At 64.5% G+C, this 24,908-nt stretch carries 22 protein-coding genes; 17 read left to right on the forward strand and 5 right to left on the reverse strand.

Features of this window, described 5'->3' with window-relative positions:
* The first annotated feature begins 72 nt into the window (after positions 1-72).
* The 10 genes from OHD58_RS05870 (at position 73) to OHD58_RS05910 (ending at position 9,899) form a co-directional block, all read left to right on the forward strand.
* Positions 73-1,608 (forward strand): aldehyde dehydrogenase family protein, encoded by a 1,536-nt coding sequence (locus OHD58_RS05870; RefSeq protein ID WP_263802124.1) that lies wholly within the window; start codon positions 73-75, stop codon positions 1,606-1,608.
* A 177-nt stretch (positions 1,609-1,785) separates the two neighbouring features.
* Positions 1,786-3,093 (forward strand): nicotinate phosphoribosyltransferase, encoded by a 1,308-nt coding sequence (pncB, locus tag OHD58_RS05875; protein ID WP_263802125.1) that lies wholly within the window; start codon positions 1,786-1,788, stop codon positions 3,091-3,093.
* A gap of 23 nt (positions 3,094-3,116) precedes the next feature.
* Positions 3,117-4,523 (forward strand): hypothetical protein, encoded by a 1,407-nt coding sequence (locus tag OHD58_RS05880; RefSeq protein WP_263802126.1) that lies wholly within the window; start codon positions 3,117-3,119, stop codon positions 4,521-4,523.
* A 132-nt stretch (positions 4,524-4,655) separates the two neighbouring features.
* A complete protein-coding gene (locus tag OHD58_RS05885) occupies positions 4,656-5,960 on the forward strand; it encodes an ABC transporter substrate-binding protein (RefSeq protein ID WP_263802127.1) in 1,305 nt (434 codons plus the stop codon).
* A gap of 68 nt (positions 5,961-6,028) precedes the next feature.
* A complete protein-coding gene (locus OHD58_RS05890) occupies positions 6,029-6,313 on the forward strand; it encodes an antitoxin of toxin-antitoxin stability system (RefSeq protein WP_263802128.1) in 285 nt (94 codons plus the stop codon).
* Entirely contained in the window at positions 6,310-6,606 is a 297-nt protein-coding gene (locus OHD58_RS30690; protein WP_412177164.1) for a type II toxin-antitoxin system RelE/ParE family toxin, read from the forward strand. Before OHD58_RS05890 ends, OHD58_RS30690 begins: the two co-directional genes overlap by 4 nt.
* Complete coding sequence (locus tag OHD58_RS05895) at positions 6,607-7,488, forward strand: branched-chain amino acid ABC transporter permease (RefSeq protein WP_263802129.1); 882 nt, start codon at positions 6,607-6,609, stop codon at positions 7,486-7,488. It begins immediately after the preceding gene.
* Positions 7,485-8,450, forward strand: a complete 966-nt coding sequence (locus OHD58_RS05900; RefSeq protein WP_263802130.1) for a branched-chain amino acid ABC transporter permease — start codon at positions 7,485-7,487, stop codon at positions 8,448-8,450. The genes OHD58_RS05895 and OHD58_RS05900 overlap by 4 nt, the downstream gene beginning before the upstream one ends.
* Positions 8,447-9,199, forward strand: coding sequence for an ABC transporter ATP-binding protein (locus tag OHD58_RS05905; protein ID WP_263802131.1), 753 nt, complete (start codon positions 8,447-8,449; stop codon positions 9,197-9,199). Before OHD58_RS05900 ends, OHD58_RS05905 begins: the two co-directional genes overlap by 4 nt.
* Positions 9,192-9,899 carry an ABC transporter ATP-binding protein gene (locus tag OHD58_RS05910; RefSeq protein ID WP_263802132.1) on the forward strand — a complete coding sequence of 236 codons (708 nt, stop codon included), beginning with the start codon at positions 9,192-9,194 and terminating at the stop codon, positions 9,897-9,899. The genes OHD58_RS05905 and OHD58_RS05910 overlap by 8 nt, the downstream gene beginning before the upstream one ends.
* On the opposite strand, the gene pncA is transcribed toward OHD58_RS05910, so the two are convergent.
* Positions 9,900-10,499 (reverse strand): bifunctional nicotinamidase/pyrazinamidase, encoded by a 600-nt coding sequence (gene pncA / locus OHD58_RS05915; protein ID WP_263802133.1) that lies wholly within the window; start codon positions 10,497-10,499, stop codon positions 9,900-9,902.
* A 193-nt stretch (positions 10,500-10,692) separates the two neighbouring features.
* Here pncA and OHD58_RS05920 point away from each other — a divergent pair, with 193 nt between their 5' ends.
* The 6 genes from OHD58_RS05920 to OHD58_RS05945 are packed head-to-tail and all read left to right on the forward strand — an operon-like array spanning position 10,693 to position 17,829.
* Entirely contained in the window at positions 10,693-11,562 is an 870-nt protein-coding gene (locus OHD58_RS05920; protein ID WP_263802134.1) for an FAD binding domain-containing protein, read from the forward strand.
* On the forward strand, positions 11,559-14,387 hold the full coding sequence (locus tag OHD58_RS05925) for a molybdopterin-dependent oxidoreductase (protein ID WP_263802135.1): 2,829 nt from the start codon (positions 11,559-11,561) through the stop codon (positions 14,385-14,387). The genes OHD58_RS05920 and OHD58_RS05925 overlap by 4 nt, the downstream gene beginning before the upstream one ends.
* Positions 14,384-15,913: a 6-hydroxynicotinate reductase gene (locus OHD58_RS05930; protein WP_263802136.1), complete on the forward strand. Its 1,530-nt coding sequence runs from the start codon at positions 14,384-14,386 to the stop codon at positions 15,911-15,913. The genes OHD58_RS05925 and OHD58_RS05930 overlap by 4 nt, the downstream gene beginning before the upstream one ends.
* Entirely contained in the window at positions 15,910-16,791 is an 882-nt protein-coding gene (locus tag OHD58_RS05935) for a UPF0280 family protein (RefSeq protein WP_263802138.1), read from the forward strand. The genes OHD58_RS05930 and OHD58_RS05935 overlap by 4 nt, the downstream gene beginning before the upstream one ends.
* Positions 16,784-17,368 (forward strand): amino acid synthesis family protein, encoded by a 585-nt coding sequence (locus OHD58_RS05940; RefSeq protein ID WP_263802139.1) that lies wholly within the window; start codon positions 16,784-16,786, stop codon positions 17,366-17,368. The genes OHD58_RS05935 and OHD58_RS05940 overlap by 8 nt, the downstream gene beginning before the upstream one ends.
* On the forward strand, positions 17,365-17,829 hold the full coding sequence (locus OHD58_RS05945; protein WP_263802140.1) for a MarR family winged helix-turn-helix transcriptional regulator: 465 nt from the start codon (positions 17,365-17,367) through the stop codon (positions 17,827-17,829). The genes OHD58_RS05940 and OHD58_RS05945 overlap by 4 nt, the downstream gene beginning before the upstream one ends.
* Positions 17,830-17,847: 18 nt before the next feature.
* On the opposite strand, the gene OHD58_RS05950 is transcribed toward OHD58_RS05945, so the two are convergent.
* The 4 genes from OHD58_RS05950 to OHD58_RS05965 form a co-directional block, all read right to left on the reverse strand.
* Positions 17,848-18,963, reverse strand: a complete 1,116-nt coding sequence (locus tag OHD58_RS05950; RefSeq protein ID WP_263802141.1) for an aminomethyltransferase family protein — start codon at positions 18,961-18,963, stop codon at positions 17,848-17,850.
* 77 nt (positions 18,964-19,040) lie between these two features.
* On the reverse strand, positions 19,041-19,823 hold the full coding sequence (locus OHD58_RS05955) for an ABC transporter substrate-binding protein (protein ID WP_263802142.1): 783 nt from the start codon (positions 19,821-19,823) through the stop codon (positions 19,041-19,043).
* 123 nt (positions 19,824-19,946) lie between these two features.
* Positions 19,947-21,638 carry a hydantoinase B/oxoprolinase family protein gene (locus tag OHD58_RS05960; RefSeq protein WP_263802143.1) on the reverse strand — a complete coding sequence of 564 codons (1,692 nt, stop codon included), beginning with the start codon at positions 21,636-21,638 and terminating at the stop codon, positions 19,947-19,949.
* A 133-nt stretch (positions 21,639-21,771) separates the two neighbouring features.
* On the reverse strand, positions 21,772-23,841 hold the full coding sequence (locus OHD58_RS05965; RefSeq protein ID WP_263802144.1) for a hydantoinase/oxoprolinase family protein: 2,070 nt from the start codon (positions 23,839-23,841) through the stop codon (positions 21,772-21,774).
* 210 nt (positions 23,842-24,051) lie between these two features.
* On the opposite strand from OHD58_RS05965, the gene OHD58_RS05970 reads away from it, so the two are divergent.
* On the forward strand, positions 24,052-24,879 hold the full coding sequence (locus OHD58_RS05970) for a ferredoxin--NADP reductase (RefSeq protein ID WP_263802145.1): 828 nt from the start codon (positions 24,052-24,054) through the stop codon (positions 24,877-24,879).
* Positions 24,880-24,908 lie beyond the last annotated feature (29 nt).

Below are 24,908 nucleotides of genomic sequence, written 5' to 3' on the forward strand. Positions count from 1 at the left end.
CTTCGCCGTCGGGAGGCCAAGAATCCTCCCCTGGAACGGCCATTTGAATTTCTGAACGCAAGGATGGACGCGATGAACATTGCAGCAAAGCCGGTGGACGTTGTGAAGGAAACCCGCTCCCTGTTGTCCAAGCTCGGGGTCGCGGAGAATGTTTTCAAGGCGGGCGGCATGGCGGCCTTCAGCCCGGTGACGGGCGAGAAGATCGCCGAGGTGGCTGAGACATCGGCGACCGGGGCGGCGAAGGCCATCGAGGAAGCCGACGAGGTGTTCCGCGCCTGGCGGCTGGTGCCGGCGCCGAAGCGCGGCGAACTGGTGCGGCTGCTCGGCGAGGAATTGCGCGCCCACAAGGCGGATCTCGGCCGCCTGGTGTCGATCGAGGCCGGTAAGATCCCCTCCGAGGGGCTTGGCGAAGTGCAGGAGATGATCGACATCTGTGATTTCGCGGTCGGCCTTTCGCGTCAATTGTACGGCCTGACCATTGCCACCGAGCGCCCCGGCCATCGCATGATGGAAACCTGGCATCCGCTCGGAGTCATCGGCGTCATCTCGGCCTTCAACTTCCCGGTCGCCGTGTGGTCGTGGAATGCGGCGCTGGCGCTGGTCTGCGGCAATTCGGTTGTGTGGAAGCCGTCGGAGAAGACCACGCTGACCGCGCTTGCCTGCGATGCGATCTTCAAGAAGGCTGCCAAGCGGTTTGGAGCCGACGCGCCGGACGGGCTGGTGAAGGTGCTGATCGGCGACCGCGCCGTCGGCGAGGTGCTGGTCGATCACCCGAAGGTGCCGCTGGTTTCGGCCACCGGTTCGACCCGCATGGGCCGCGATGTCGGCCCGCGGCTCGCCAAGCGTTTTGCCCGCGCTATCCTCGAACTCGGCGGCAACAATGCCGGCATCGTCACGCCATCGGCCGATCTCGACATGGCTGTGCGGGCGATCGCCTTCGGCGCCATGGGCACCGCCGGCCAGCGCTGCACGACCTTGCGCCGGCTGTTTGTGCATGAGAGCGTCTACGACACCATCGTGCCACGCCTGAAGAAGGCTTACGAGAGCGTCTCGGTCGGCAGCCCGCTGGAGACTTCCGCGCTGGTCGGCCCGCTGATCGACAAGGCGGCGTTCGACGGCATGCAGAAGGCACTCGGCGAAGCCGAGAAGCATGGCGGCAAGGTCACCGGCGGCAAGCGCGTGGAAAACGGCCATCCCGCCGCCTACTACGTCAAACCGGCGCTGGTCGAGATGCCGAAGCAGGCCGGACCGGTGAGTGAGGAGACCTTCGCGCCGATCCTCTACGTCATGAAATACAGGGATTTGGATGCGGCCATCGCCGACCACAACGCGGTCGGCGCCGGGCTGTCGTCGTCGATCTTCACGCTCGATCTGCAGGAGGCCGAGCGTTTCCTGTCGGTCGATGGCTCCGACTGCGGTATCGCCAACGTCAACATAGGCACCTCCGGGGCTGAGATCGGCGGTGCCTTCGGCGGCGAGAAGGAGACCGGCGGCGGCCGCGAGAGCGGTTCGGACGCCTGGAAGGCCTATATGCGCCGCGCCACCAACACCGTGAACTATTCCAAGGCATTGCCTCTGGCGCAGGGCGTCTCGTTCGACATCGATTGAACGGCCTGGTGAACCGTCCTGCCGGGAACGCGATCCGGTGGGGTGAGTCATCTGGTCGAAAATCGGTCATGCCAGGCGTCGCAAACGGGAGCGCCATCCCGATTTCGATGCTATACGCCGAATGGGAGGCGGCGTGACGCCTGCCGCAAACGTGGTTTCGGGAGACGGAAAGTCGACATGGCAAAGACCGACATCGCGCGGCGCGTCTACAACCACACCTGGAAGCTCGATCCGATCGTGCGCTCCCTGCTCGACACGGATTTCTACAAGCTTTTGATGCTGCAGATGATCTGGGGCATGTACCCCAAGGTCGACGCCACGTTTTCCCTCATTAATCGCGCCACCTCCGTGCGGCTCGCCGACGAGATCGATGAACAGGAGCTGCGTGACCAGCTCGATCATGCTCGCACGCTGCGCTTTTCCAAGAAAGAGATGATCTGGCTGGGCGGCAACACCTTCTACGGCCGCAAGCAGATTTTCGAGCCGGAATTCCTTGCCTGGCTGGCCGACTTCCGGCTGCCGGAATACGAGCTGCACAAGCGCAATGGCCAGTACGAGCTCGAGTTTCCCGGCCCTTGGATGTACACGTCCATGTGGGAAATCCCGGCGCTGGCAATCATCAACGAGTTGCGCTCGCGCGCCGCGATGAAAAGTTTCGGCCCGTTCGGCCTCGACGTTCTTTATGCGCGCGCCAAAGCCAAGATGTGGGCGAAAACCGAAAGGTTGCGCGCCCTGCCCGATATCCGCATTTCCGATTTCGGTACAAGGCGGCGGCATTCCTTCCTCTGGCAGCGCTGGTGCGTCGAGGCGCTGAAGGAAGGCATCGGCGACGCGTTCACGGGTACCTCGAACGTGAAACTCGCAATGGACACCGACCTCGAAGCGCTTGGCACCAACGCGCATGAGCTGCCGATGGTGCTGGCCGCGTTGTCGAAGACCGACGACGAATTGCTGCGCTCGCCCTACAAGGTGTTGCAGGACTGGCAGCGCTATTATGGCGGCAACCTCCTGATCGTGCTGCCCGATGCCTTCGGCACTGCGTCCTTCCTGCGCGACGCGCCGGACTGGGTGGCCGACTGGACCGGCTTCAGGCCGGATAGCGCACCGCCGATCGAGGGTGGCGAACGCATCATCAAATGGTGGCGCGACAAGGGCAAGAACCCCAAGGACAAGCTGCTGATCTTCTCGGACGGGCTCGACGTTGACACCATCGAGGAAACCTACCGCCACTTCCGCGGCAAGGTGCGCATGGCCTTCGGCTGGGGCACCAACCTGACCAATGATTTCGAGGATTGCGCGCCGGTCGAGACCGACGACCTGAACGCCATCTCGCTGGTCTGCAAGGTGACCGAGGCGAATGGCCGTCCGGCCGTGAAGCTCTCGGACAATCCGGCCAAGGCGACGGGCGACAAACGCGAGATCGAGCGCTATCTGAAGCTTTTCGGCGAAGCGGATGCGCGCGTCGAGCAGCCCGTCCTTGTCTGAACGCGCCAGGAAGTAGCCGGCAGATGAAGTTCCCGGCGCTGCCCCTCGCCTTCGCCTTGTTGGCGGTGTCGGCCGGCGAGGCGCTGGCCCATGCGTCCGACCGCGGCCACGTGCTTTTGCTGCCGACGGGCTATTATCTGACCGGCGGCGCCATCGCGGTGGCCGTAAGTTTCCTGGTGCTGGCGGTGTTACCGGACAACCTGCTCGGCCGCCTGGCGGCGCAACGCATCCCGCTGTTTCGCATTGGTACCGGCGCGCGCGCAGCGGTCAGTCTGGCGTCGTTCCTGTTTCTCGCCGTGCTCGTCGCGGCCGGATTTCTAGGCAGCCGCGACCCGCTTTCCAACCCGCTGCCGCTGACGGTGTGGACGCTGCTATGGGTCGGGCTGACATTGATGCAGGGCCTGTTCGGCAATCTCTGGGCCTGGATCAACCCGTGGCATGGACCGATGTGGTTGATCGAGAGAGCTGCTGGAGCACAAAACAGAGAACTGCCGGCAGCCATCGGTTACTGGCCGGCGGGGGTTCTGTTCTTCGGCTTTGCCTGGTTCGAACTGATCTATCCCGCGCCTGACGATCCGGCGCGCCTCGCATGGGCGGTTGCCCTGTACTGGCTGTTCAACTTCCTTTGCATGCTGGTGTTCGGTTACGAAAGTTGGAGCCGGCGCGGCGAATGCCTGTCGGTGTTTTTCGGCATGATCGCGCGTCTCGGTATCGTCGAACTGGCACCGGCCGCAGGCTCATCCCGGCGGCTCAGCCTTTGCTGGCCGGGTGCGAAACTGCAGAAGGCCGCGCCGCTCCCGCTGAGCGGCGTGCTGTTTCTGCTGCTGGCGCTTGCCTCGGTTTCCTTCGACGGCCTGTCGAAGACGTTTTTCTGGCTCGGGACGAACGGAATCAACCCGCTCGAGTTTCCCGGCCGGTCGGCACTGATCGGGATCAACACGACGGGGTTGCTCTCGACCTTCGTCGTCTTGTCGGCGGCGTTCCTGCTGTCGGTTTATGTGGGCGAGCGGCTGGCGAGTGGTAGAGGCAAGTTTTTGGCGTCAGCCGGCCTGCTGGTCTGGTCGATCGTGCCCATCGCACTCGCCTATCACTTCTCGCACTACCTGACGGCGCTGGTCGTCAACGGGCAATACGCACTCGTCGCGCTCTCCGATCCTTTCTCCCTCGGCTGGAACCTGTTCGGCACCGCCTACATGCCGGTGGCGCCCGGCGTTGTCGCGGGCGCGGGCTCGGCTCGGGTGCTGTGGAACCTGCAGGCCGGCGCGATCATCGCCGGACACGTGCTTGCCGTGCTGATCGCGCATCTGCTCGCGGCACGGTTGCATCCGTCGTCCAGGCAAGCGGCGCTGAGCCAGGCGCCGCTGACGCTGCTGATGGTCATCTACACGGTTTTCGGCCTCTGGCTGCTGTCCACGCCAACCGCCGGATGACGTTGCGGGAGTTTCTGTTGCCACAGGTTTTGATTGATGATTTAGTTTGTACACATGCAATTTTTCGACCGCCTGCCAAGCAGGCGCCATACGCAGAAAATTCGGTCAGATCGCTAAAAGAGGGGAACCGGCATGACTGGAAATCGCGACAGCAAAGGCTTTCTCAACGGAAAGATTTCACGCCGGACGGCCATCAAGGGTCTTGGCGCCGCCACCGGCCTGGCGCTCGCACCGGGCTACGTGCGTTACGCGCAGGCGCAGTCTTCCGCGCCGATCAAGATCGGCTTCCAGGCGCACCGCACCGGCATCGGTGCCGCCTATGGCCGCTGGTACGAGAAGACAACCAACGCGGCGGTGAAGGCGATCAACGATGCCGGCGGCATCGCCGGCCGGCCGATCGAGATCGTCGTCGAGGATGATGGCACCGACCCGAAGCGCGGCGCCGAGGTGGTCGGCAAGTTCGCCACCCAGCACAAGACCGACATTGTCTTCGGCACGCTGTTCTCGCATGTGGTGATCGGCTCGGCGCCGACAGCCGGCGAGCTGAAAATCCCGTACTACGTCGTCAGCGAAGGCCACCACGTCGCCTCCACCAAGCTCAACCGTTATGTCTTCCAGCCCGGCATCACCGACGTGAAGAGCCAGATCCAGGCGATGGCGCCGTGGGTCGCCGGCAATGTCGGCAAGAAGGTCACCATGATCTTCCCCGATTTTGCCTTCGGCCACGACCATCGCGATTACCTGCCGCCGGCATTGAAGGCGCAGGGCGCCGAGGTGATCGCGCAGATCGCCATTCCGCCGACGGAAAGCTCGTTCACCAAATATTTTCCGCAGATCCCGGCGGAAACCGAGGTCATCTATCATGTGATGGTGGGGCCGGCCGTGCTGACCTTCGTCAAGGAACTGGGTGAATTCTACGGCTCCAGCCGGCCGCAGCTTTTTGGCTTCATCGATTCGCTGGAGGCTGTCGACATCAACAGCCCGGGCCTCGAATTCCTCGACGGCAGCCATTTCTGGGAAGGTTCGCCGCGCTACGCCCAGGCTGACGACAGCGAGGCCCAGAAAGCCTACCGCGCCGCCGTCGGCATTGACGAGAATGGTGCGGCAGTCGGCGACCCGAAGGACGTCTCCACCGCCGCCCATATGTTCGGCTGCTGGGAAACGCTCTACGTCGTCAAGAAGGCGATGGAGGATGCCGGCTATAAGGGGCCGGAGGACCGCGCCAAGCTGGTCGAGGCGACGGAAGCGCTGACCGAATTCGCCGAAGGCCCAGAACACCCCCAGGGCGCCAAGACCTTCAATGGCAAAATCCACCAGTGCTTCGGCATCCAGAACATATCGAAGGTGGAAGGCGGCAAGCTGAAGGTGGTGCACAAGACCAAGATCGAAGACGGTCTCTACGAGCCCGAGGGCGACTACACGACGATGGCGCTGTGAGGGCATGTCGCTTGGTAGAAAGGTAATGACGTGATATATACCACGTCATTACCAACAAGGGTGATGCCATGTCCAAGGAAGCTGTCTTCACGATGAAACTCGAGCCTGAGTTGCGTGATGCCTTCATGGCGGCGGCCAAAGCAGAAGATCGCCCGGCCTCGCAGATCGTCCGTGAATTCATGCGGGACTACGTTCAGCAGGACCGCGAATATGTTGAGTGGCTGCGCAGGAAGGTGGAGAAATCCCGTGCGCAAATCGAGGCTGGGCAGGTCTCCTCCAACGAACAGGTCGAGGCCGAGATGGATCAGCTCCTCGCGGAACTGGAAGCCAAGGGCCGCGAGGCTGCTGAGTGAGGCTCGATTGGACCGATGATGCAAAACGAGATCGCAAAATCATTGTCAGTTACATCGGATTGGACAATCCCAAAGCTGCACGCCAGATGGACCTTCGTTTTCGAGCCGTGGCGAGGCTGCTGACGCAATCTCCCTACTCTGGCAGGTCCAGCGTGATCGCGGGCTTTCGCGAGTTTACCGTCCATCCAAGCTATCGAATGGTATACGAGATTAGAGGCGAGAAAATTTCGATTGTCGCGCTCGTCCACACCTCCCGCCAGTGGCCTCCCGTCGACGACGAGAGCGGCTCCTGAATGTCTTTCGGACCCCACCTCCTGCTGGCCACGCTTGAAGGCCTCGTCACTGCGGCGGTGCTGGCGCTGACGGCGCTTGGCTTGTCGCTGGTGTTCGGCGTCATGCGCGTTGTCAACGTCGCGCATGGCGAGTTCTTCATGCTTGGCGCTGTGCTTGCCTGGGCCGTCACGACGGCCCTCGGCGGCCATCCCGCAATCGGCTTCCTGTTGGCGCTGGTGGTCAGCCCGCTGATCGTCGGCGGCATCGCGCTGGTCGCCGAGCGGCTGGTGCTGCGCCGGCTCAATTACAATCCCGAGGCCACCATCGTCGCCACCATCGGCATGCTGTACATCCTCCAGCAGGCGGCGCTCACCTTCTACGGGCCGGAAGCGCGGCCTGTGGAGCCGCCGTTCAACTATCGCATCCTTTTGCCGTGGTTCGGCTATTCCGGCTACAAGCTGTCGATCGTAGGTGCCTCGATCCTGCTGATGATCGCCGCCTGGTTCGTGCTGACTAAGACCAGGATCGGCCTGGTCATGCGCGCCACGCAATACGACCGCGAGACCGCGCAGGCCTTCGGCATTCCGGTCGACCGCGTCTATGCCGGCGTGTTCGCGCTGGGCGCGATGCTGGCTGCGGTCGCCGCCGTGCTCGTCGTGCCGATCCAGCAAGCGCACTACCTGATGGGCCTCGACCCGCTGCTTTTGTCCTTCATCGTCGTCATCATCGGCGGATTGGGGTCGTTGCGCGGCACCGTGGTCGCGGCGGTGCTGATCGGTTTGTCGGACGGCATCATTTCCGTCTTCTTCTCGCCGACGCTAGCCAAGATGATCGCCACCCTGCTTGTCGCCCTGGTGCTGGTGTTCCGGCCGCAGGGCCTGTTCGGAACAGTGGCGCGATGAGCCGGGACCGCGCCACCTTGCCGACCTATGCGCTGCACGCCGCGGTCATCCTCGGGCTATTCCTGCTGCAGTTCGTGCTGCCGGAATATCATCATGGCGTGCTGGCGCGGGTCATGGTGCTCGCCGTCTTCGCCATGGGCTACAATCTGCTGTTCGGCTACACCGGGCTTTTGTCGCTCGGCCACGCGATGTTCTTTTCCGCCGGGCTATACGGCGCCGGGCTTGCGATAGAGCATCTCGGCTGGAGCATGCTGCCGGCCTTCGGCGCCGGCCTCGCCGTGGGCGCGCTGCTCGGCCTCGTCATCGGGCTTTTGGCGCTGCGCACGACCGGCGTCGCCTTCATGATCGTCACCATGATGTTTGCCCAGGTGTTTTATCTCGTCACGCTCTATTTCGCCGACTGGACGCATGGCGACGAGGGTTTTGTGATCGCCCAGCCGCTCCGGCAGGTCAGCATCGGCAATCTGTATTTCGACCTGACCCAGCCGGCGACGCGCTACACGGCCGCATGGTTGCTGTTTTCGATCGTGCTGATCGTCACCTTGCTGATCGTGCGCTCCGCGCATGGCCGGGTGCTGATCGCCATTCGCGAGAACGAGGAGCGCACGCGCATGCTCGGCTACGACGCCTTCGCCAACAAGCTCGTCGCCGTCGTCGTCTCGGCAATCATCTGCGCCGCCGCGGGAGCTGCCTACGCCATCTTGTTCGGCTATGTCGGCTCCACCTTCGCCTCGGTGCAGTATTCCATCCTGCCGCTGCTCTGGGTGCTGCTTGGCGGCGGCGCCACCACGCTCGGGCCTATCCTTGGCACGCTGTTTATGTATTATATCGTCGACATCACCAGCGCGTTCACTTCGGCCTATCTGTTCATCGTCGGACTCGCGCTCATCCTGCTGGTACTGTTCTTTCCGAAGGGCGTGCTGGGCACGATCCGCGACCGCTGGCTCGGATGGCTGCCATGACGCCGTTGCTGACGACGACGAAACTCAGCCGCAGTTTCGGCGGCCTGCATGCCGTGCGGGACGTCGATTTCCAGGTCGTGCCTGGCGAAATACGCGCCATCATCGGCCCCAACGGTGCCGGCAAGACGACCTTCGTCAGCCTGGTCTGCGGTCGTATCGAGCCATCGGGCGGAGCGATCGTCTTCGACGGCGACGACATCACCGGTCTGCCGGCGTTTCAGCGCGTTCGCCGCGGCATCGCTTACACGTTCCAGATCACCAGCATCTTCGCCAACCTGACCGCCTACGAGAATGTTGCGCTGTCGGTCCAGCGCGCGCTGATCGACCGGCATCAGGACCGCGCTCCGCAAAAACGCGCCACCGCCCTGCATCGCGGCGTGCTGGAGGCGCTCGAACGCACCGGGCTCGCCGACCGGCGGAACGTGCTGGCAGGTAATCTGTCCTACGGACACCAGCGGCTTCTCGAGGTTGCCATGGGGCTGGCGCTGAAGCCGCGCCTGCTGATCCTCGACGAACCGACGCAAGGGCTTTCGGACGGCGAGATCGACGGTTTCGTGGCGCTGGTGCGCGGCATCGCCGACGAGACGACGATATTGCTGATCGAACACAACATGCAGGTGGTCATGGCGGTTGCCGACCGCATCACGGTCTTCAATGCCGGCCGCATCCTGGCGGAAGGGGGACCCGAAGAGATCCGCGCCAATGCCGACGTGCAACACGCCTATCTGGGGACGCCGGCCGATGCGTAACGCGCTCACCATCGCCGGCCTCGACTGTTCCTACGGCGAAGTTCCGGTGCTGCATGGCATCGGGCTTGAGCTTCGCGACGGCGAGGTCCTGTGCCTGCTCGGCCGCAACGGCGCCGGCAAGACGACGCTCCTGAAAGCGATCATGGGTCTGGTCCCGGCGCGCGCGGGCTCGATCATGCTCGGCGATCGCGATCTCACCAGGCTGCCCGCGCACGAGGTGCCGAAGGCAGGCGTCGCCTATGTGCCGCAGGGCCGGCGGCTTTTCGCCGAACTCACGGTCGCCGAGAACATCGAGATCGGGCTGATGACGCGCAACAAGGGCGCGCAGACCCGCGATAGCGTGCTCGACCTTTTCCCGGTTCTGCGCGAACGGCTGAAGCAGCGGTCGGGCACGCTGTCCGGCGGCGAGCAGCAGATGCTCGCCATGGCACGGGCGCTTTGTCTCGAGCCGGAAGTACTGCTTCTCGACGAACCCACCGAAGGCCTGATGCCGTCGATGATCGCGAAGATCCGCGAGACTGTCGGCCAACTGCGCGAGCGCGGCGTCTCCACCATCCTGGTCGAGCAGCGTGTCGACGCGGTGCTTTCGGTTGCCGACCGCGTCACCTTCATCGAGAACGGCCGCAATCGCGAGACCGTGGATATCGAGAAACTCCGCGCCGATCCGGGGCTGGTGAAGCGCTATGTCGGGGTGGGATAGTCACACCAGCCGCACGCCTGCTTCTTTCATTCTGCCGAGCATCGTTTCCAGCGAACCGCCGAGGTCGATGGCGCGGCAGGCATCGAGCCGCACCGTCGTCTTGAAGCCGAGCCGCGCTGCATCGAGCGCCGAATAGGCGACACAATAATCGGTCGCCAGCCCGGCCAGCGTGATCTCCTTGATCCCCCGCTCGCCGAGATAGCCGGAAAGTCCGGTGGGCGTCGTGTGGTCATTCTCGAAAAATGCCGAGTAGCTGTCGATCGCGGGACGGAAGCCCTTGCGGATGATCAACTCGCATTTCGTGCGGCTGAGATGCGGGTGAAACGCGGCCCCACCGGAGCCCTGGATGCAATGGTCGGGCCACAGCGTCTGCTCGCCGTAAGGCATGGTCACCGTCTCGAAAGCCTGCTTGCCCGGATGGCTGGATGCGAAGCTGGAATGGTGCTGCGGGTGCCAGTCCTGGGTCAGGACGACGTGCTCGAAATCCTGCTCGAGCGCGTTGATGACCGGCACCACCTCGTCGCCGCCGGTAACAGCCAGCGCGCCGCCCGGACAGAAATCGTTCTGCACGTCGATGACGATCAGTGCCTTGGCGGACATGGTTCTTCCTCGTTGGTGCCAGCGCACGTCGCGCCCGGGAAAAGCACACCGAAAAAGCCTCGTGCCGTCAACAGCTTTCGCTCGGCAAGCTCCGTTCCACGGAAATCGAAAAGACGGCTTTGACAAGCCGGGCGGCGCTGATATCATTTGCATACGAACGATTTCGGCAGGATGTCGTTGCCGGAGGCATTGCGTGATCCGTTACGCGAAACCCACGACGGTGAACGAAGCGCTCGCCCTTCTCGGCGAGGGGCAGTGGCGCTTGCTCGCCGGCGGCACCGACTTCTATCCGGCGCTCGGCAACCGGCCGCTGCGGGAAAACGTGCTCGACATCAACGGCCTCGACGAATTGCGCGACGTTTCGGAAACCGCGGCTCACATCATTGTCGGCGCCCGCACCACCTGGAGCGACATCGTCGCGCGGGAACTGCCGCCGGCCTTCGATGCGTTGAAAGAGGCGGCGCGCGAGGTCGGTTCCATCCAGATCCAGAACACCGGCACCGTCGTCGGCAATCTGTGCAACGCCTCGCCGGCTGCCGACGGCGTACCGGCGCTGATGATCCTCGACGCCGAGGTCGAAGTCAGCTCGCATGACAGCGTGCGTCATCTGCCGCTGCGGCAATTCATTCTCGGCAACCGTCGCACTGCGCTGCGGCCAGCCGAGATGGTCACGGCGATCCGCGTGCCGAAAGTTTCGACCGCCGGGTCGTCGTCCTTCTTCAAGCTTGGTGCGCGCCGGTATCTGGTCATTTCCATCGCCATGGCCGCGGCGCGGATCGTCGTGCGCGACGGCGTGATCGAGGATGCCGCGATTTCAGTCGGTGCATGTTCTGAGGTGGCGCAACGCCTCGATGCACTGGAATCGGCACTGCGCGGCAGATCGGCGCAAAGTGCGCCTGATATCGTCGAAGACCGGCATCTGGGTGGGTTGCAGCCGATCGACGATGTCCGCGGCAGCACCGAATACCGCCGCGCTGCGGCGCGGGAGATCGTGGTCCGGGTGATAGAGGCCGCGCTGGAGAAGGCCGTTCCGGCCGGCCAACCGGCAACGGTGGCGGCATGACGACCGCCACGATCAGCTTCGAGGTCAACGGCAACCCGGTGTCGGTCTCGGTTCCGCCGGTGGCGCGGCTGAGTTCGGTGCTGCGCGACGAACTCCGGCTGACCGGAACCAAGGTCGGCTGCGACGCCGGCGACTGCGGCGCCTGCACGGTGCTGATCGACGGCGAGGCGGTGTGCGGTTGCCTGGTTCCGGCGGGCTCGGCCGCCGGCAAGAAGATCCGGACGGTGGAAGGCCTCGCCAATGGCAGCCTGTCCGCGTTGCAGGCCTCTTTCCTCGAACATGGTGCCGCGCAATGCGGCATCTGCACCCCCGGCCTGCTGGTTGCGGCGACGGCGCTGCTCGAACGCGACCCACAACCCGACGAAGCGGCGGTGCAGGATGCGCTGGGCGGTGTGCTTTGCCGCTGCACCGGGTATCGCAAGATCGTACAGGCGGTGATGGGCGCGCATGCATTTGCCTCCACCTCCCCCTTGTGGGGAGGTCGCGCCGAAGGCGCGGGTGGGGGTAACAGCCCCTTAGTACCCCCACCCCTAACCCCTCCCCACAAGGGGGAGGGGGACACGCTCCCCATCCCCACCGTCGGCGCCCGCATTATCCGGCTCGACGGGGTGCCGAAAGTTACCGGCACCGACATGTTCGGCGCCGACACGTTTCCTGCCGATGCCTTGGCCGTGCTGGTGGTGCGGTCTCCCCACTGGCACGCCGCGTTCACCTTCGGCGACCTAGATGGTTTTGTCGCCGCGCATCCGGGCCTCGTCGCGGTCTACACCGCCAAGGACATTCCGGGCCGCAACTGCTTCGGCGTCATCCCGCCTTTCGCCGACCAGCCGGCACTGGCGGAAGGCGTCGCCCGCTTCCGCGGCGAGGCGGTGGCGGTGATCGCCGGCGAGCGCGACGTGGTCGCCGGCTTCGACCTTTCGGATTTTCCGATCGCCTGGACCGAACTGCCACACGCGTTGTTGGCCGCCGAGGCGCGTGCCAAGACGGCCCACCTCATCCACGCCAGCCGTCCCGGCAACATCCTCACCCAGGGTTTCGTCGAGTGCGGCGATCCGGAAGAGGCCTTGCGTCATGCCGCTCATTCCGTATCCGGTACGATCGAAACGGTCTATGTCGAGCACGCTTATATTGAGCCGGAGGCAGGCTGGGCGGAGATGGACGGCGACACGCTTGTCATCCGCGCCTGCACCCAGGCGCCATACATGGATCGCGACGACGTAGCGGTGCTGCTCGGATTGACGCCGGAAAAGGTGCGCATCGTGCCGACCGCGACCGGCGGGGGGTTTGGGTCCAAGCTCGACATCTCGCTGCAGCCCTATATCGGGCTTGTCGCGCTGAAGACCGGCCGTCCCGCCGCACTCGCCTATACGCGCGGTGAATCGATGATGTCGACGACCAAGCGCCATCCGGCGGTGATGACGGCGACGATCGGCGCCGACGCAAACGGCCGCGTCACCGGTATGGTGTTCGAGGGAGACTTCAACACAGGCGCCTATGCGAGTTGGGGACCGACCGTCGCCAACCGCGTTCCGGTGCATGCCTCCGGGCCGTATGTCACGCCCAACTATCGCGCGACCGGGCGGGCGATCCACACCAACGGGCCGATTTCCGGCGCCTTCCGCGGCTTCGGCGTGCCGCAGGCGACCATCATGCAGGAAACGCTGTATGACGAACTGGCCGAAAGCCTCGGCATCGACCGCCTTGAGTTTCGCATGGAGAATTCACTTCGGAACGGCTCCGAAACGGTGACCGGCCACCTTCTGGAAAGCGGCGTCGGCATTGCCGACTGCCTTGACGCACTGAAGCCGCATTGGGATCGGGCACTGGCCGACGCAGTGGCCTTCAATTCCACGAATGAAGATCGGCGACGCGGCATCGGCGTTGCCTCCTGCTGGTATGGCTGTGGCAACACCTCGCTGCCCAATCCATCGACCATCAAGATTGGCATCGCAGCCGACGCCACGGTGATCCTGCACCAGGGCGCCGTCGACATCGGCCAGGGCTCGAACACCGTGATCAGCCAGATCGCTTCCGAGGCGCTCGGCCTGCCGCTGGCAAGCTTCAGGCTGCGTGGCGCCGACACCGGCATCACGCCAGACGCCGGCAAGACCTCTGCGTCGCGGCAGACCTTCGTTTCCGGCAAGGCCGCGGAAAAGGCAGGACATGCACTGCGCGAACAGATTCTTCGTTTTGCCAACGTCTCGGATAGGGCGACGCTTTCACTGGAAGCCGGCGCCTTGACGATCCGCGAGGGCGACGCGGTGCGCCGTGTCGACCTGGCGGCGATGGCTGCTGACAGCGACGGCTTTGTCTTTGCCGCGCAGGAAACCTACGATCCACCGACCACGCCGCTCGACGCCAAGGGCCAGGGCAAGCCTTATGCGGTCTATGGTTATGGCGCGCAGATCGCCGAACTCGAAGTCGACATGAAGCTGGGCACCGTGAAGCTGGTCAAGATCACCGCCGCCCACGACGTCGGCAAGGCGATCAACCCGATGCTGGTGGAGGGCCAGATCGAGGGCGGCATCGCGCAAGGCATCGGCATGGCGCTGATGGAAGAATATGTGCCGGGCCGCACCGAGAATCTGCACGACTACCTGATCCCGACGATCGGCGACGTGCCGCCGATCGAAACCATCCTGATCGAGGTTGCCGACCCGGAAGGGCCGTTCGGTGCCAAGGGGCTTGGCGAACATGTGTTGATCCCGACCGCGCCGGCGATCCTCAACGCCATCCGCCACGCCACCGGCGTGCTGGTGCGGAAAATTCCGGCGACCCCGTCGCGCGTGCTGGCGGCGATCAGGGCGGCGGAGAAAATGCCATGAGCGAGATCGCCGAACGCTTCGAGACGCATGAGGCTGGCGCCAGGCAGGTCGGTGAGAAAATCCGCTGCGATGCCTGCCCGGTCATGTGCTACATCGCCGATGGCCGCACCGGCGCCTGCGACCGCTACGGCAATGTCGACGGCCGCATTGTGCGTATGGACCCGCTGACCATCCTGCACCAGGCGGAAGAAGCCGGCGGCGCGGTGGTGCCCTTCGACGCCGGCGAGGAATGGAGCGGCGAACTCGTCAACACCGGCCGCCGCTTCGTCACAGCCATCGGCGCCGGCACCACCTATCCCGACTACAAGCCGGCGCCGTTCATCGTCAGCCAGGAGGTCGAGGGCGTCGATCTGGTCACCGTTGTCACCGAGGGCATCTTCTCCTATTGCGGCGTCAAGGTGAAGATCGACACCGACCGGCATCTTGGGCCGGAGACCGCGACCGTGCGGGCGCAGGGCGAAGCGGTCGGCCACGTCACCACCGCCGAATACGGCTCGCAGATGCTGTCGCTCGGCGGCGTCCATCATCTGACTGGCGGTTCGAAATCCGAAGGCCGCGTCACCTGCGACACCATGCTCGAGCTTTGCAACCGCAAGCCGGTGGAACTCTCCATCGACGGCGGCGCGACGGTGATCGTGGAGGCCGGCAAGGCCCCGGTCATCGACGGCAAGCAGGAAGAGCGTATGCGGGTCGGCTGCGGCTCGGCCACCATCGGCATGTTCGCCACGCAATGGCGCGGGTTGGTCGACGAGGTGGTGGTGGTCGACGACCACATCACCGGCGTCGTTTCGGAACACCAGGCCGGCAAGGTGCTGGGCTGGGAAGACACAGGCATAAAGATCATCGGCCGCCGCTCGACGCCAGGCCGCTATTTCAAGGTGTCCGAACCAGGCCTCGGCTGGGGCGGCACCACGATCAGCGATCCATTGTCGATCCTCGGCGACTGGAATGCCAAGAAGGGCGCACGCCCCGGCCTGTCGCTGCTGATGGTCTCCACCACCGGCGAGCAGTTTGCCTATTACGAACTCGATGACGATCTGAAGCCGGTCGAAAAGCCGTTCCCCGAACGGCTCGTCAAGTCGGTCGGGCTGATAGAGGACAATTGCGAGCCGGCCCTCTGCACGGTGCTGTTCATGGGCGGCGCCGGCGGCTCGCTGCGCGCCGGGGTGGTCGAGAACCCGGTCAACCTGACGCGGTCGGTGCAGGGCTTGAGGACTTATGTGACGGTGGGCGGGGCGCCGGTTTATGTCTGGCCGGGCGGCGGCATCACGCTGATGGTCGACGTTATGCGTGTCCCCGAAAACGCCTTCGGTTATGTGCCGACGCCGGCGCTGGTCGCGCCGATCGAGTTCACGCTGAGGCGTGACGATTACGAGCGGCTGGGCGGCCACGCCGCCGAGATACGCACGGTCGAGGATGTGCTGGCGCGCGGCGGCGAATATCTGAACGCACGCCGCGAAAGCACCGCGGCATCGCGCAACCCGTGGCCGCCTTTGGCGCAGCTGCGGCGAGGCGGATCGCAATGATCGGCCCGCAAGCTTCATGGCTGCCGGATGGCCGCCGGCTGCATCTCAACCACGGGCCGATCGATCTGATCGTCGAAGCATTCGGTGCGGCGGAGGAGAAGCGCCTGGCTTACGCACAGGCGGTGGAGAGGTTCCAGACCATCCTGAGCGAACTGGTGGCGGAGCTTCCCGAACTGCGCAGCGCGGCGACGCGCATGCCGCGCAGCTTCGCCGGCCCGACCGCCAACCGCATGGAAAAGGCCGTCTCCCTCCATGTGCCGGCTTTCATCACGCCCATGGCAGCGGTGGCGGGTTCGGTCGCCGACGAAATCCTTTCGGCGCTGCTCGACGGGCACGTGCTGGACAAGGCCTATGTCAACAATGGTGGCGACATCGCTCTGCATCTCGCTGACGGCCAGTCCATGAGCGCGGCCGTTGCCGGCACCGGACATGGTTTTGCCGACCGGCTGACGATCCGCACCGCCGACCCGGTGCGCGGCATCGCCACCAGCGGCTGGCGCGGCCGCTCCTTTTCACTCGGCATCGCCGATGCGGTGACGGTGTTGGCGCGGACTGCTGCCGAGGCGGATGCCGCCGCGACGATCATCGCCAACGCCGTCGACCTGCCTGGCCACCCGGCGATCACGCGGGTGTCCGCTTCCAGCCTGGCGCCGGACAGCGATCTAGGCGAGCGGCTGGTGACGACCAATGTCGGGATCTTGACGGCTGATGAAATCGCCAGGGCGCTGGAGAGCGGCGTCACCGTTGCCGAGGCACTGCGCCGCGAAGGCAAAATTGCTGCTGCCGCGATTTTCCTGGCAGGGGAAAGCCGCGCCATTGGTCCGCTGGCGCCGTCAGCAACTGAAGAACAACCGACGAGGATACTCGCCCATGCCTGATTTTCCGATCCGCAAGATCGCGTTGCTGACCGAAGAGATTTTCCACGAGGGCGGGCCTGTCGCCAAGCAGCCTCGCCGGCGCGCGGCGGCGGTGGCGGTCGTCAGGAACCCGTTCGCCGGCCACTATGTGGAGGAATTGCAGGCGGCGATGGAGGATCTGAAGCCGCTCGGTCTCCTGCTGACCGACCGGCTGATCGAGGCATTGGGCGCGGACCCCAAGGCAATCGACTCTTACGGCAAGGGCGCCATCGTCGGCATCGCGGGCGAGATCGAGCATGCCGCGCTGTGGCATGTGCCGGGCGGTTATGCGATGCGCGAGCGGCTGGGCGGCGCCAAGGCGATCGTGCCGTCGGCGATGAAGGTCGGCGGCTTCGGCGCGTCGCTCGACGTGCCGCTCGGCCACACCAACGCCGCCTATGTGCGCAGTCATTTCGATGCCATGACAGTCTGCGCCGTTGACGGCCCACGCCCCGACGAGATCGTCTTTGCGCTCGCCATGGCGGTGGGCGGCCGGGTCCATGACCGCATGGGCGGACTGACGGCGGACGGCATCACGGCGTGGGACGGCCTCCGGTGAGCGGCGAGGAAAACCTGCTGAAGCTGGTCGATGCCGAGGACGCACCGGAGGCCGGCGACTATCATCTGCAGGAACAGGTCGGCTTCGTGTTGCGCAAGGCGCATCAGCGCCACGTGTCCATCTTCGCCTCGCATATCGGCGATCTGACGCCACCGCAATTCGCCGCGCTCGCCAAGCTGCACGACATCGGCGAGACCTCGCAGAACCAGCTCGGCCAGTCGATCGCCATGGACGCGGCGACGGTGAAAGGGGTCATCGACCGGCTGAAGGCGCGCGGCCTCGTCACGCTCTCCAAACATGAAGGCGACAAGCGCCGCCTGATGGTGAGCCTGACCCCGCAGGGCCGCGATACGGTGCTCTCGCTGATCCCGAAGGCGCGGGCGATCACCGACGAAACGCTGGCGCCGCTGTCCTCGAAGGAGGCGGCGACCATGCTCAAGCTTTTGGCGAAACTGTCCTGAAACCTGCCACGAGCCGGTTCAGGCGCGCAACCTCGTGCCTTCCGGGTCGAGGAAAGGCATCGGCGACACCACCGCGCGAGTCGGCTGGCCGTCGATGTCGATCGTCAGCTCGGTGCCGAGTTCGGTGTAAGGCAGCTTCAGATGGGCGGTCGCCAGCACCTTGCCGAGCGAATAGCCATGGTCGCTGTAGGTGACGAAACCGGCATCCTCGCCATCCGCCATCACCCGCGCGTCGGTCGCGGCTGGCGTCTCGCCTTCAACCACCAGCCCGGTCCAGCACTCGTCGATACCGGCGTCGCGGATGCGCAGCAGCGCCTCGCGGCCGATGAAGTCGCCCTTGTCGAAACGGATCCAGCGGTCGAGCCCGACATGGAACGGCGTGCGGCTTTCATCCATGTCGACGCCATGCGCCGGATAGGCCTTTTCCAGGCCGAGCGTGAACATCGCCAGCACGCCATAAGGTTTGAGCCCGAAATCGCCGCCGGCCCGCATGATCGTCTGCCACACGGACGCCGCCTCGTCTGCCGGCACGAACAGCTCAAAGCCGAGTTCGCCGGTCACGCCGGTGCGCGAGATCATCACCCGCGTCTCGCCGATCATGCCATGCGTGAAGGACCAGCGCTTCAGCGCGGCGAGGTCTGCCTCGGTCACGATCGATTGCAATAGTTGGCGCGAGCGCGGTCCCTGGATGGTGGGGAACGCGATCGCCGCGGTGATGTCCGTCACATAGGCCTTGCGCCCTTCGGCATGCTTCATCAGCCAGGGCCGCATCTTCAGCCGGTTGACCGAGCCGGTCACCATCAGGAAGTGTTCGTCGCCGAGCCGGAACACGGTGAGGTCGTCCATGATGCCGCCGTCCTCGCGGCAGACCGTCGAATAGCGCACCTGCCCGGTGCGCATCGCCGCGGCGTCGTTGACGATGACATGGTTGACCAGCGCTTCGGCGTCCGGACCCTTGATGTCCATCTTGCCCATGGTGCTCAGGTCCTGCATGCCGACATGGCTGCGGGTGTTAAGATGCTCCTCCTCGACGCCCGTGTAGAACTTCGCCGACACGAAATCGCCGCCGACCCGCCCCATCGTTGCGCCCGTGGCGACGATGCTGGCATAGAAGGGCGATCTGCGTTCCGGCATTTTTTGGCCTCTCGGATTTCAAGCGGGTGAAGGTCCGCTCGGCGAGAGCGGACCGGATAGGATCGGCGTTGGCTTGGCTATTCGCCGTAGACGTCGAATGAGAAATATTTGTCGTTGATTTTCTTGTACTTGCCGTTGGCGCGCAGCGCGTCGATTGCCGCGTCGAGCTTGGCTGCCAGTTCGGTGTCGCCTTTCTGCAGCGCGATGCCGACGCCCGGACCATGAACGGCCGGATCGGCCTTCAGCGTGCCGAGCAGCTTGCAGCAGGCGCCGGCGTCGGTCTTCAGCCATTCGGTCAGGATCACCGAGCCGTCCATCATCGCATCGAGGCGGCCATTGGCCATGTCGGTGCGGGCGTCGTCGCCGGTCGGATAGGATTTGACCTCCGAGCTGCTGTATTTGTCCTCGGCGTAGTTGGCATGGATAGTGCTGGTCTGGACACCCAGCGTCTTGCCTTTCAGGTCTTCCGGCGAAGCGCCGGCAAGCGTCGAATCCTTCGGCACCGCGACGGCCGGCGGCGTCTGGTAATATTTATGGGTGAAGTCGACCTTCTCCGCCCGCTCCGGCGTGATGGTGATGTTGATGATGGCGTCGAACTTGCCGGCCTGCAGCGCCGGGATCGAGCCGTCGAAATCCTGCACGATAAATTCGCATTCGGTCTTCATTTCGGCGCACAGCGCGTTGCCGATGTCGATGTCGAAGCCGGCGAGCTTGCCGTCGGGCGTTGCGTAGTTGAAGGGCGGATAGGCGCCCTCGGTCCCGAGCTTCAGTTTTTTCTCCTGAGCGGAAGCCGATCCGGCGGCGAGCGCCAGAAGGCCCGCGGCCGAAGCGGCGAGCGCGAGATAGCCGAGAATACGCATGCAGTGCCCCCTGTTGTTGTTGCATGATTTTCTGCCGCCGCGGTTTTCTTGGCCTGCAAAGATGCGACATCGGCAGGGAGTTTTATGACAGCGTTCACTATTGTGCGGCGCAGGGCTGGGCGGTCAGTCAGCCTTGAAGCCAAACAATTCGGCCGCCTGTTCGGCCGTGTAGTAACCCATCTGGATGTCGCGCCGCACCAGGTCCGGGTCACGGCGTCGCGGATCGCCATAGCCGCCGCCGCCTGGCGTGCGCACCCGAACCCGGTCTCCGGCCTGCAGCGGAATGTCCTGTTCCTTAGAGAGGTGCGGCGGCACATGCGCTTGGCCGTCGCGGAACACGGTGACGGTATTCACCGCGCCGTCGGCGCCGCCGAGCACGCCTTGCGGGCCGAAACGGCCGTGGTCCATGACAAAGGAGGCACGGGCCTCGCCGCGCAGCAATTCCACCTCATAGGCCAGACCGAAGCCGCCGCGCCGTTCGCCGGCGCCGCCGGAACCTTCGCGCAGCGCGTAGTGGCGGTACAGCACCGGGTAGGCCTGCTCCATCACCTCGACCGGCGGCGATTTGGAGATACCGATGGTCGAGCAGCCGTTGGTCAGCCCGTCATGCGAAAAATTGCCGCCGTAGCCACCGCCGGAGATCTGGTACATGACGAAATCTCGCCCCCGTGCGGGATCATGGCCGCCAAGCGCGAAATTGCCGCTCGAGCCGGCGGGTGCCGCCGTCACCTTTTCCGGCAGCGCCTGCACCATGGCCGCGAACACCGCCTCGGCTATGCGCTGCGAGACTTCCGCCGCACAGCCTGAAACGGGCCGGGGATATTTGGCGTCGAGAAAGGTGCCCTCCGGCCGCTTGACGATCAAAGGCTCGAAGGCGCCGGCGCTGATCGGCACATCCGGGAAAATATGGCGCATGGCGAGGTAAATCGAGGACAAGGTCGTCGCCAGCACGCTGTTCATCGGCCCTGCGCAGGGCGGGCTCGAACCGGCGAAGTCGAAGGTGAGCGTGTCGCCCTTCTTCTCGACGGCGAGGTTGATGATCAGCGGTGCGTCGACTACCCCGTCGGAATCGACAAAGGCCTTCGAACGGTAGGTGCCGTCCTTGATCACCGAAATATGCGCCGCCATCTGTTCGGCCGCCCGCTTGCGCAGTTCGGCAATGGCCGAAACGACAGTTTCGTCACCGTAACGATCCAGGATTTCAAAGAGCCTGTCCTGCCCGACCAGCAGTGCGGCGGCCTGCGCCTTGATGTCGCCGATACGCTGGTCGGCGATGCGGATATTGGAGCAGATGATGGCGTAGATTTCCGGATCGAGGCGGTCTTTCTTGAACAGCTTGACCGGCGGCAGCCTGAGCCCCTCCTGCTCGACCGCGGTTGCCGAGGCCGAGAAGCCGCCCGGCACCGAACCGCCGATGTCGGGCCAGTGGCCGGTGTTGGACAGCCAGCAGAAGATCTTGCCGCCGCGATAGACCGGCATGACGAAACGCACATCCATAAGATGCGTGCCGCCGAGATAGGGATCGTTGACGATGTAGATGTCGCCTGGTTCCGGCGGCAGGCATTTGCCGTCGCGGATCATCTCGATCAGCGTCTTGGTCGAATATTGCATGACGCCGACGAACACCGGCAGGCCGCCGCCGCCTTGTGCGATCAGTGAGCCGTCCTCGGCCGAATAGATGCCGTCCGAGCGGTCGTTCGCTTCGGCGATCACCGGCGAGAACGCGGCCCGAGAGAACGTCAGGTCCATCTCGTCGCAGACCTGCTGGAGTGCCGCCTGGATAACGGAAAGGGTGATGGCGTCGAGGGTGGTCATGAGCCCGCCCGCCTCACATGGGTTGCACTCATGCCCCCTCCACCGCCTCCGGCGGTCCCCCTCCCCTGCGAAGCGGGGGAGGGGGACCATGCGAAGCATGGTGGAGGGGGCGTATGCGATTCCGGCGCAATTCTCATCTCCTCACCTCAATGACAATATTCCCATCCGCATCGCTCGTTGCCCGGTCGCCTGGCTCGATCACAGTCGTTGCATCCATCTGCTCCAGGATCGCCGGGCCGTCGATCATAGCGTCGAGCGGGATCTTCTCGCGATCGTAGACCGGCGTGTCGTGCCATGAGCCATCGTACCAGACCGGCCGCGTCTCGCGCCGCGCATCCTCGAGTTTCGTTGCGCGGCGCGCCGGATCGATCAGCCGCGACAAGTCGACCTCCGGCCGAACGCCAATGACAGACGTGTTGAGATTGACCAGGCTGGCGCGGATCTCCGGCAGTTCCACCTTGAAGCGGGCGAAATAGGCCTTCTCGAAAAGCGCCTGCAGTGTTGCGCGCTCGATTTCGGTCGACGGCAGTGGGACGTTGAGGAGATGTGTCTGCCCGACGAACTGCATGTCGGCGGAATGGACGAAACGGATCGTCTCCGGCTCGACCGCCTCCTTGGCAATCAGCGCGCTGCCTTCGGCGCGATGGGCTTCGAGTACCGCCCGCACCAATTCTGTGTCGAGCGCCAGGACAGGCTGGTTGATCGTGTTGACGAAGTCGTGGCGCAGGTCGGCGACGACGCAGCCAAGCGCATTGGTGATGCCTGGCCGGGCCGGCACCAGTACTTTGGGCAGGCCGAGTTCGCGCGCCAGTGCTGTCGCGTGCAGCGGCCCGGCGCCGCCAAAGGCGAACAGCGCAAAATCGCGCGGATCATGTCCTTTCGCTACCGAAACCATCCGTATGGCGCCGGCCATCTTCAGATTGGCAAGCCGCAGGACCGCGCCAGCCGCCTGTACGCCATCCAATTTGGCGGGGCGGCCGATCCTGTCTACGAAAATGGCGCGCACCGCCTCGACGGTGACAGGGTTGTCGACCGCCAGCAGCTTTTTGGGGTCCAGGCGTCCAAGCACCAGATTGGCGTCGGTGATGGTCGGCTCCTGCCCGCCGCGCCCGTAACAGATCGGCCCCGGATTGGCGCCGGCGCTGTCCGGCCCGATCTGGATCAGGCCTGCAGCGTCGATACGCGCGATTGACCCGCCGCCGGCGCCGACGGTGTGCACGTCGACCATCGGCACATGGATCGGCATCGCATATTCGATCTCGATCTCGTTGGACACCGCCGGTTGCGCGTTGCGGATCAGCGCTACGTCGGTGGAGGTGCCGCCCATATCGTAGGTGACGAGATTCCGGTAACCGGCGCGCTTGCCGGTGTAGGCGGCGGCAATCACGCCGGATGCCGGCCCCGACATCACTGTCTTCGCCGACTCCCGGGTGACGAAGCGCGCCGAGATCATGCCGCCATTGCCGTTCATGATCAGGAAGTCGCGCGCGTAGCCCCTGGCTTCTAACTCGTTGCGCAGCCGCTCGATATAGCGCTTGAGGATCGGCTGCACCGCGGCGTTGACGCTGGCGGTGACGCCGCGCTCGAATTCGCGCGCCTCCGACAAAAGCATGTGGCCGGCGGTGATGTGATCGTTCGGCCAGAGGTCGGCAGCGATCTCGGCCGCCCGTTTTTCGTGCACGGGATTGGCATAGGAGTGCAGGAAATGGATGACCAGCGATTCGCAGCCGGCTTGCTTCAGCTGCTCCACGGCGGCGCGGAATTCGTCCTCGTCGAGCGGCGTGCGCACGATGCCGCCGGCCTCGACCCGCTCCGCAACCTCCAGCCGCAGGTCGCGCGGGATCACCGGCACGAAGACGCCGGTCATGCCGTAGGGCTGCGGCCGGGTCCGCCGGCCAAGCTCGATGATGTCGCGGAAGCCGCGCGTGGTGATCATGCCGGTTTTGGCCAGCCGGCGTTCCAGCACCGCGTTGGTGGTCGTCGTGGTGCCGTGCACGATGAGGTCGATGCCGTCGACCGGAAAGCCGGCGTCGGCCAGTGCGGAGACGACGCCGAATGCCTGGTTTTCGGGGGTCGTCGGCGTCTTGGCGATGTGGACCTTGCCGCCATCGCCGCCGTCGATCAGGATCAGGTCGGTGAAGGTTCCGCCGACATCGATCCCCGCCACGACGGCATCGCCTGCTGCGCGAACTTTCTCAACCATGCCCAAAATCCGAAACGCCCGGCCTAAGGATATGTCACAGTTTGGAAAGGCGTTTCCCGCCCCCATCTTGACGCAATAATCATTTGTATACTAATAATTCCGACTGACAAGACTCCCCTGCCAGGATCGGTTTGCCGGCGCGCTGGGACTTTGCTCTCGCGCGCGAAACCACGCTTGGCTTGCGCCTGAAGCCGGAAAGATTTTCGTCCCATGCAGCAAGTGACAGCTCTCAAGACCGTCGACGCCCAGCGCGTACAGTTTCCGATTCCGGCGAATGTCTATGCCGAGACAGTGGTGTCGGTGAAGCATTATACCGACCGGCTGTTCTCCTTCCGCGTCACCCGTCCGCAGGCCTTCCGCTTCCGCTCCGGCGAGTTCGTCATGATCGGCCTGCCCAATGCCGAGAAGCCGGTGTTCCGCGCCTATTCGATCGCCAGCCCGAGCTGGGATGACGAGATCGAATTCTTTTCGATCAAGGTGCCGGATGGCCCGCTGACCTCCGAATTGCAGAAGATCGTTCCGGGCGACACGCTGCTTTTGCGCCAGAAGTCGACGGGCACGCTGGTGCTCGACGCGCTGACCCCGGCCAAGCGCCTGTTCATGATCTCGACCGGCACCGGCATCGCGCCCTTCGCCAGCCTGGTGCGCGATCCCGAAACCTATGAGAAGTTCGAGGACGTCATCCTCACCCACACCTGCCGCGACCATGCCGAGCTCGCCTATGGCGAGGAACTGTTCGACCAGTCGGCCAACGACCCGCTGATTGGCGAAATGGCCAACGGCCGGCTTACGCTCTACTCGTCGACCACCCGCGAAATCTCGCAGCGCATGGGCCGCATCACCCGGCTGATGGAAAACGGCAAGCTTTATTCGGATCTCGGCATCGCGCCGCTCAACCGCGAAACCGACCGCGTGATGATCTGCGGCTCCATGCACATGCTGCACGACGTCAAGGCGCTGGTCGAGGCCGCCGGCTTCGACGAAGGCTCCAACAACAAGCCCGCCGATTTCGTCGTCGAACGGGCGTTTGTCGGCTGAGGCCGGCTCGACTGACGAAAATCATACTT

The sequence above is a fragment of the Mesorhizobium sp. ZC-5 genome (assembly GCF_025753855.1).
Classification (GTDB): domain Bacteria; phylum Pseudomonadota; class Alphaproteobacteria; order Rhizobiales; family Rhizobiaceae; genus Neomesorhizobium.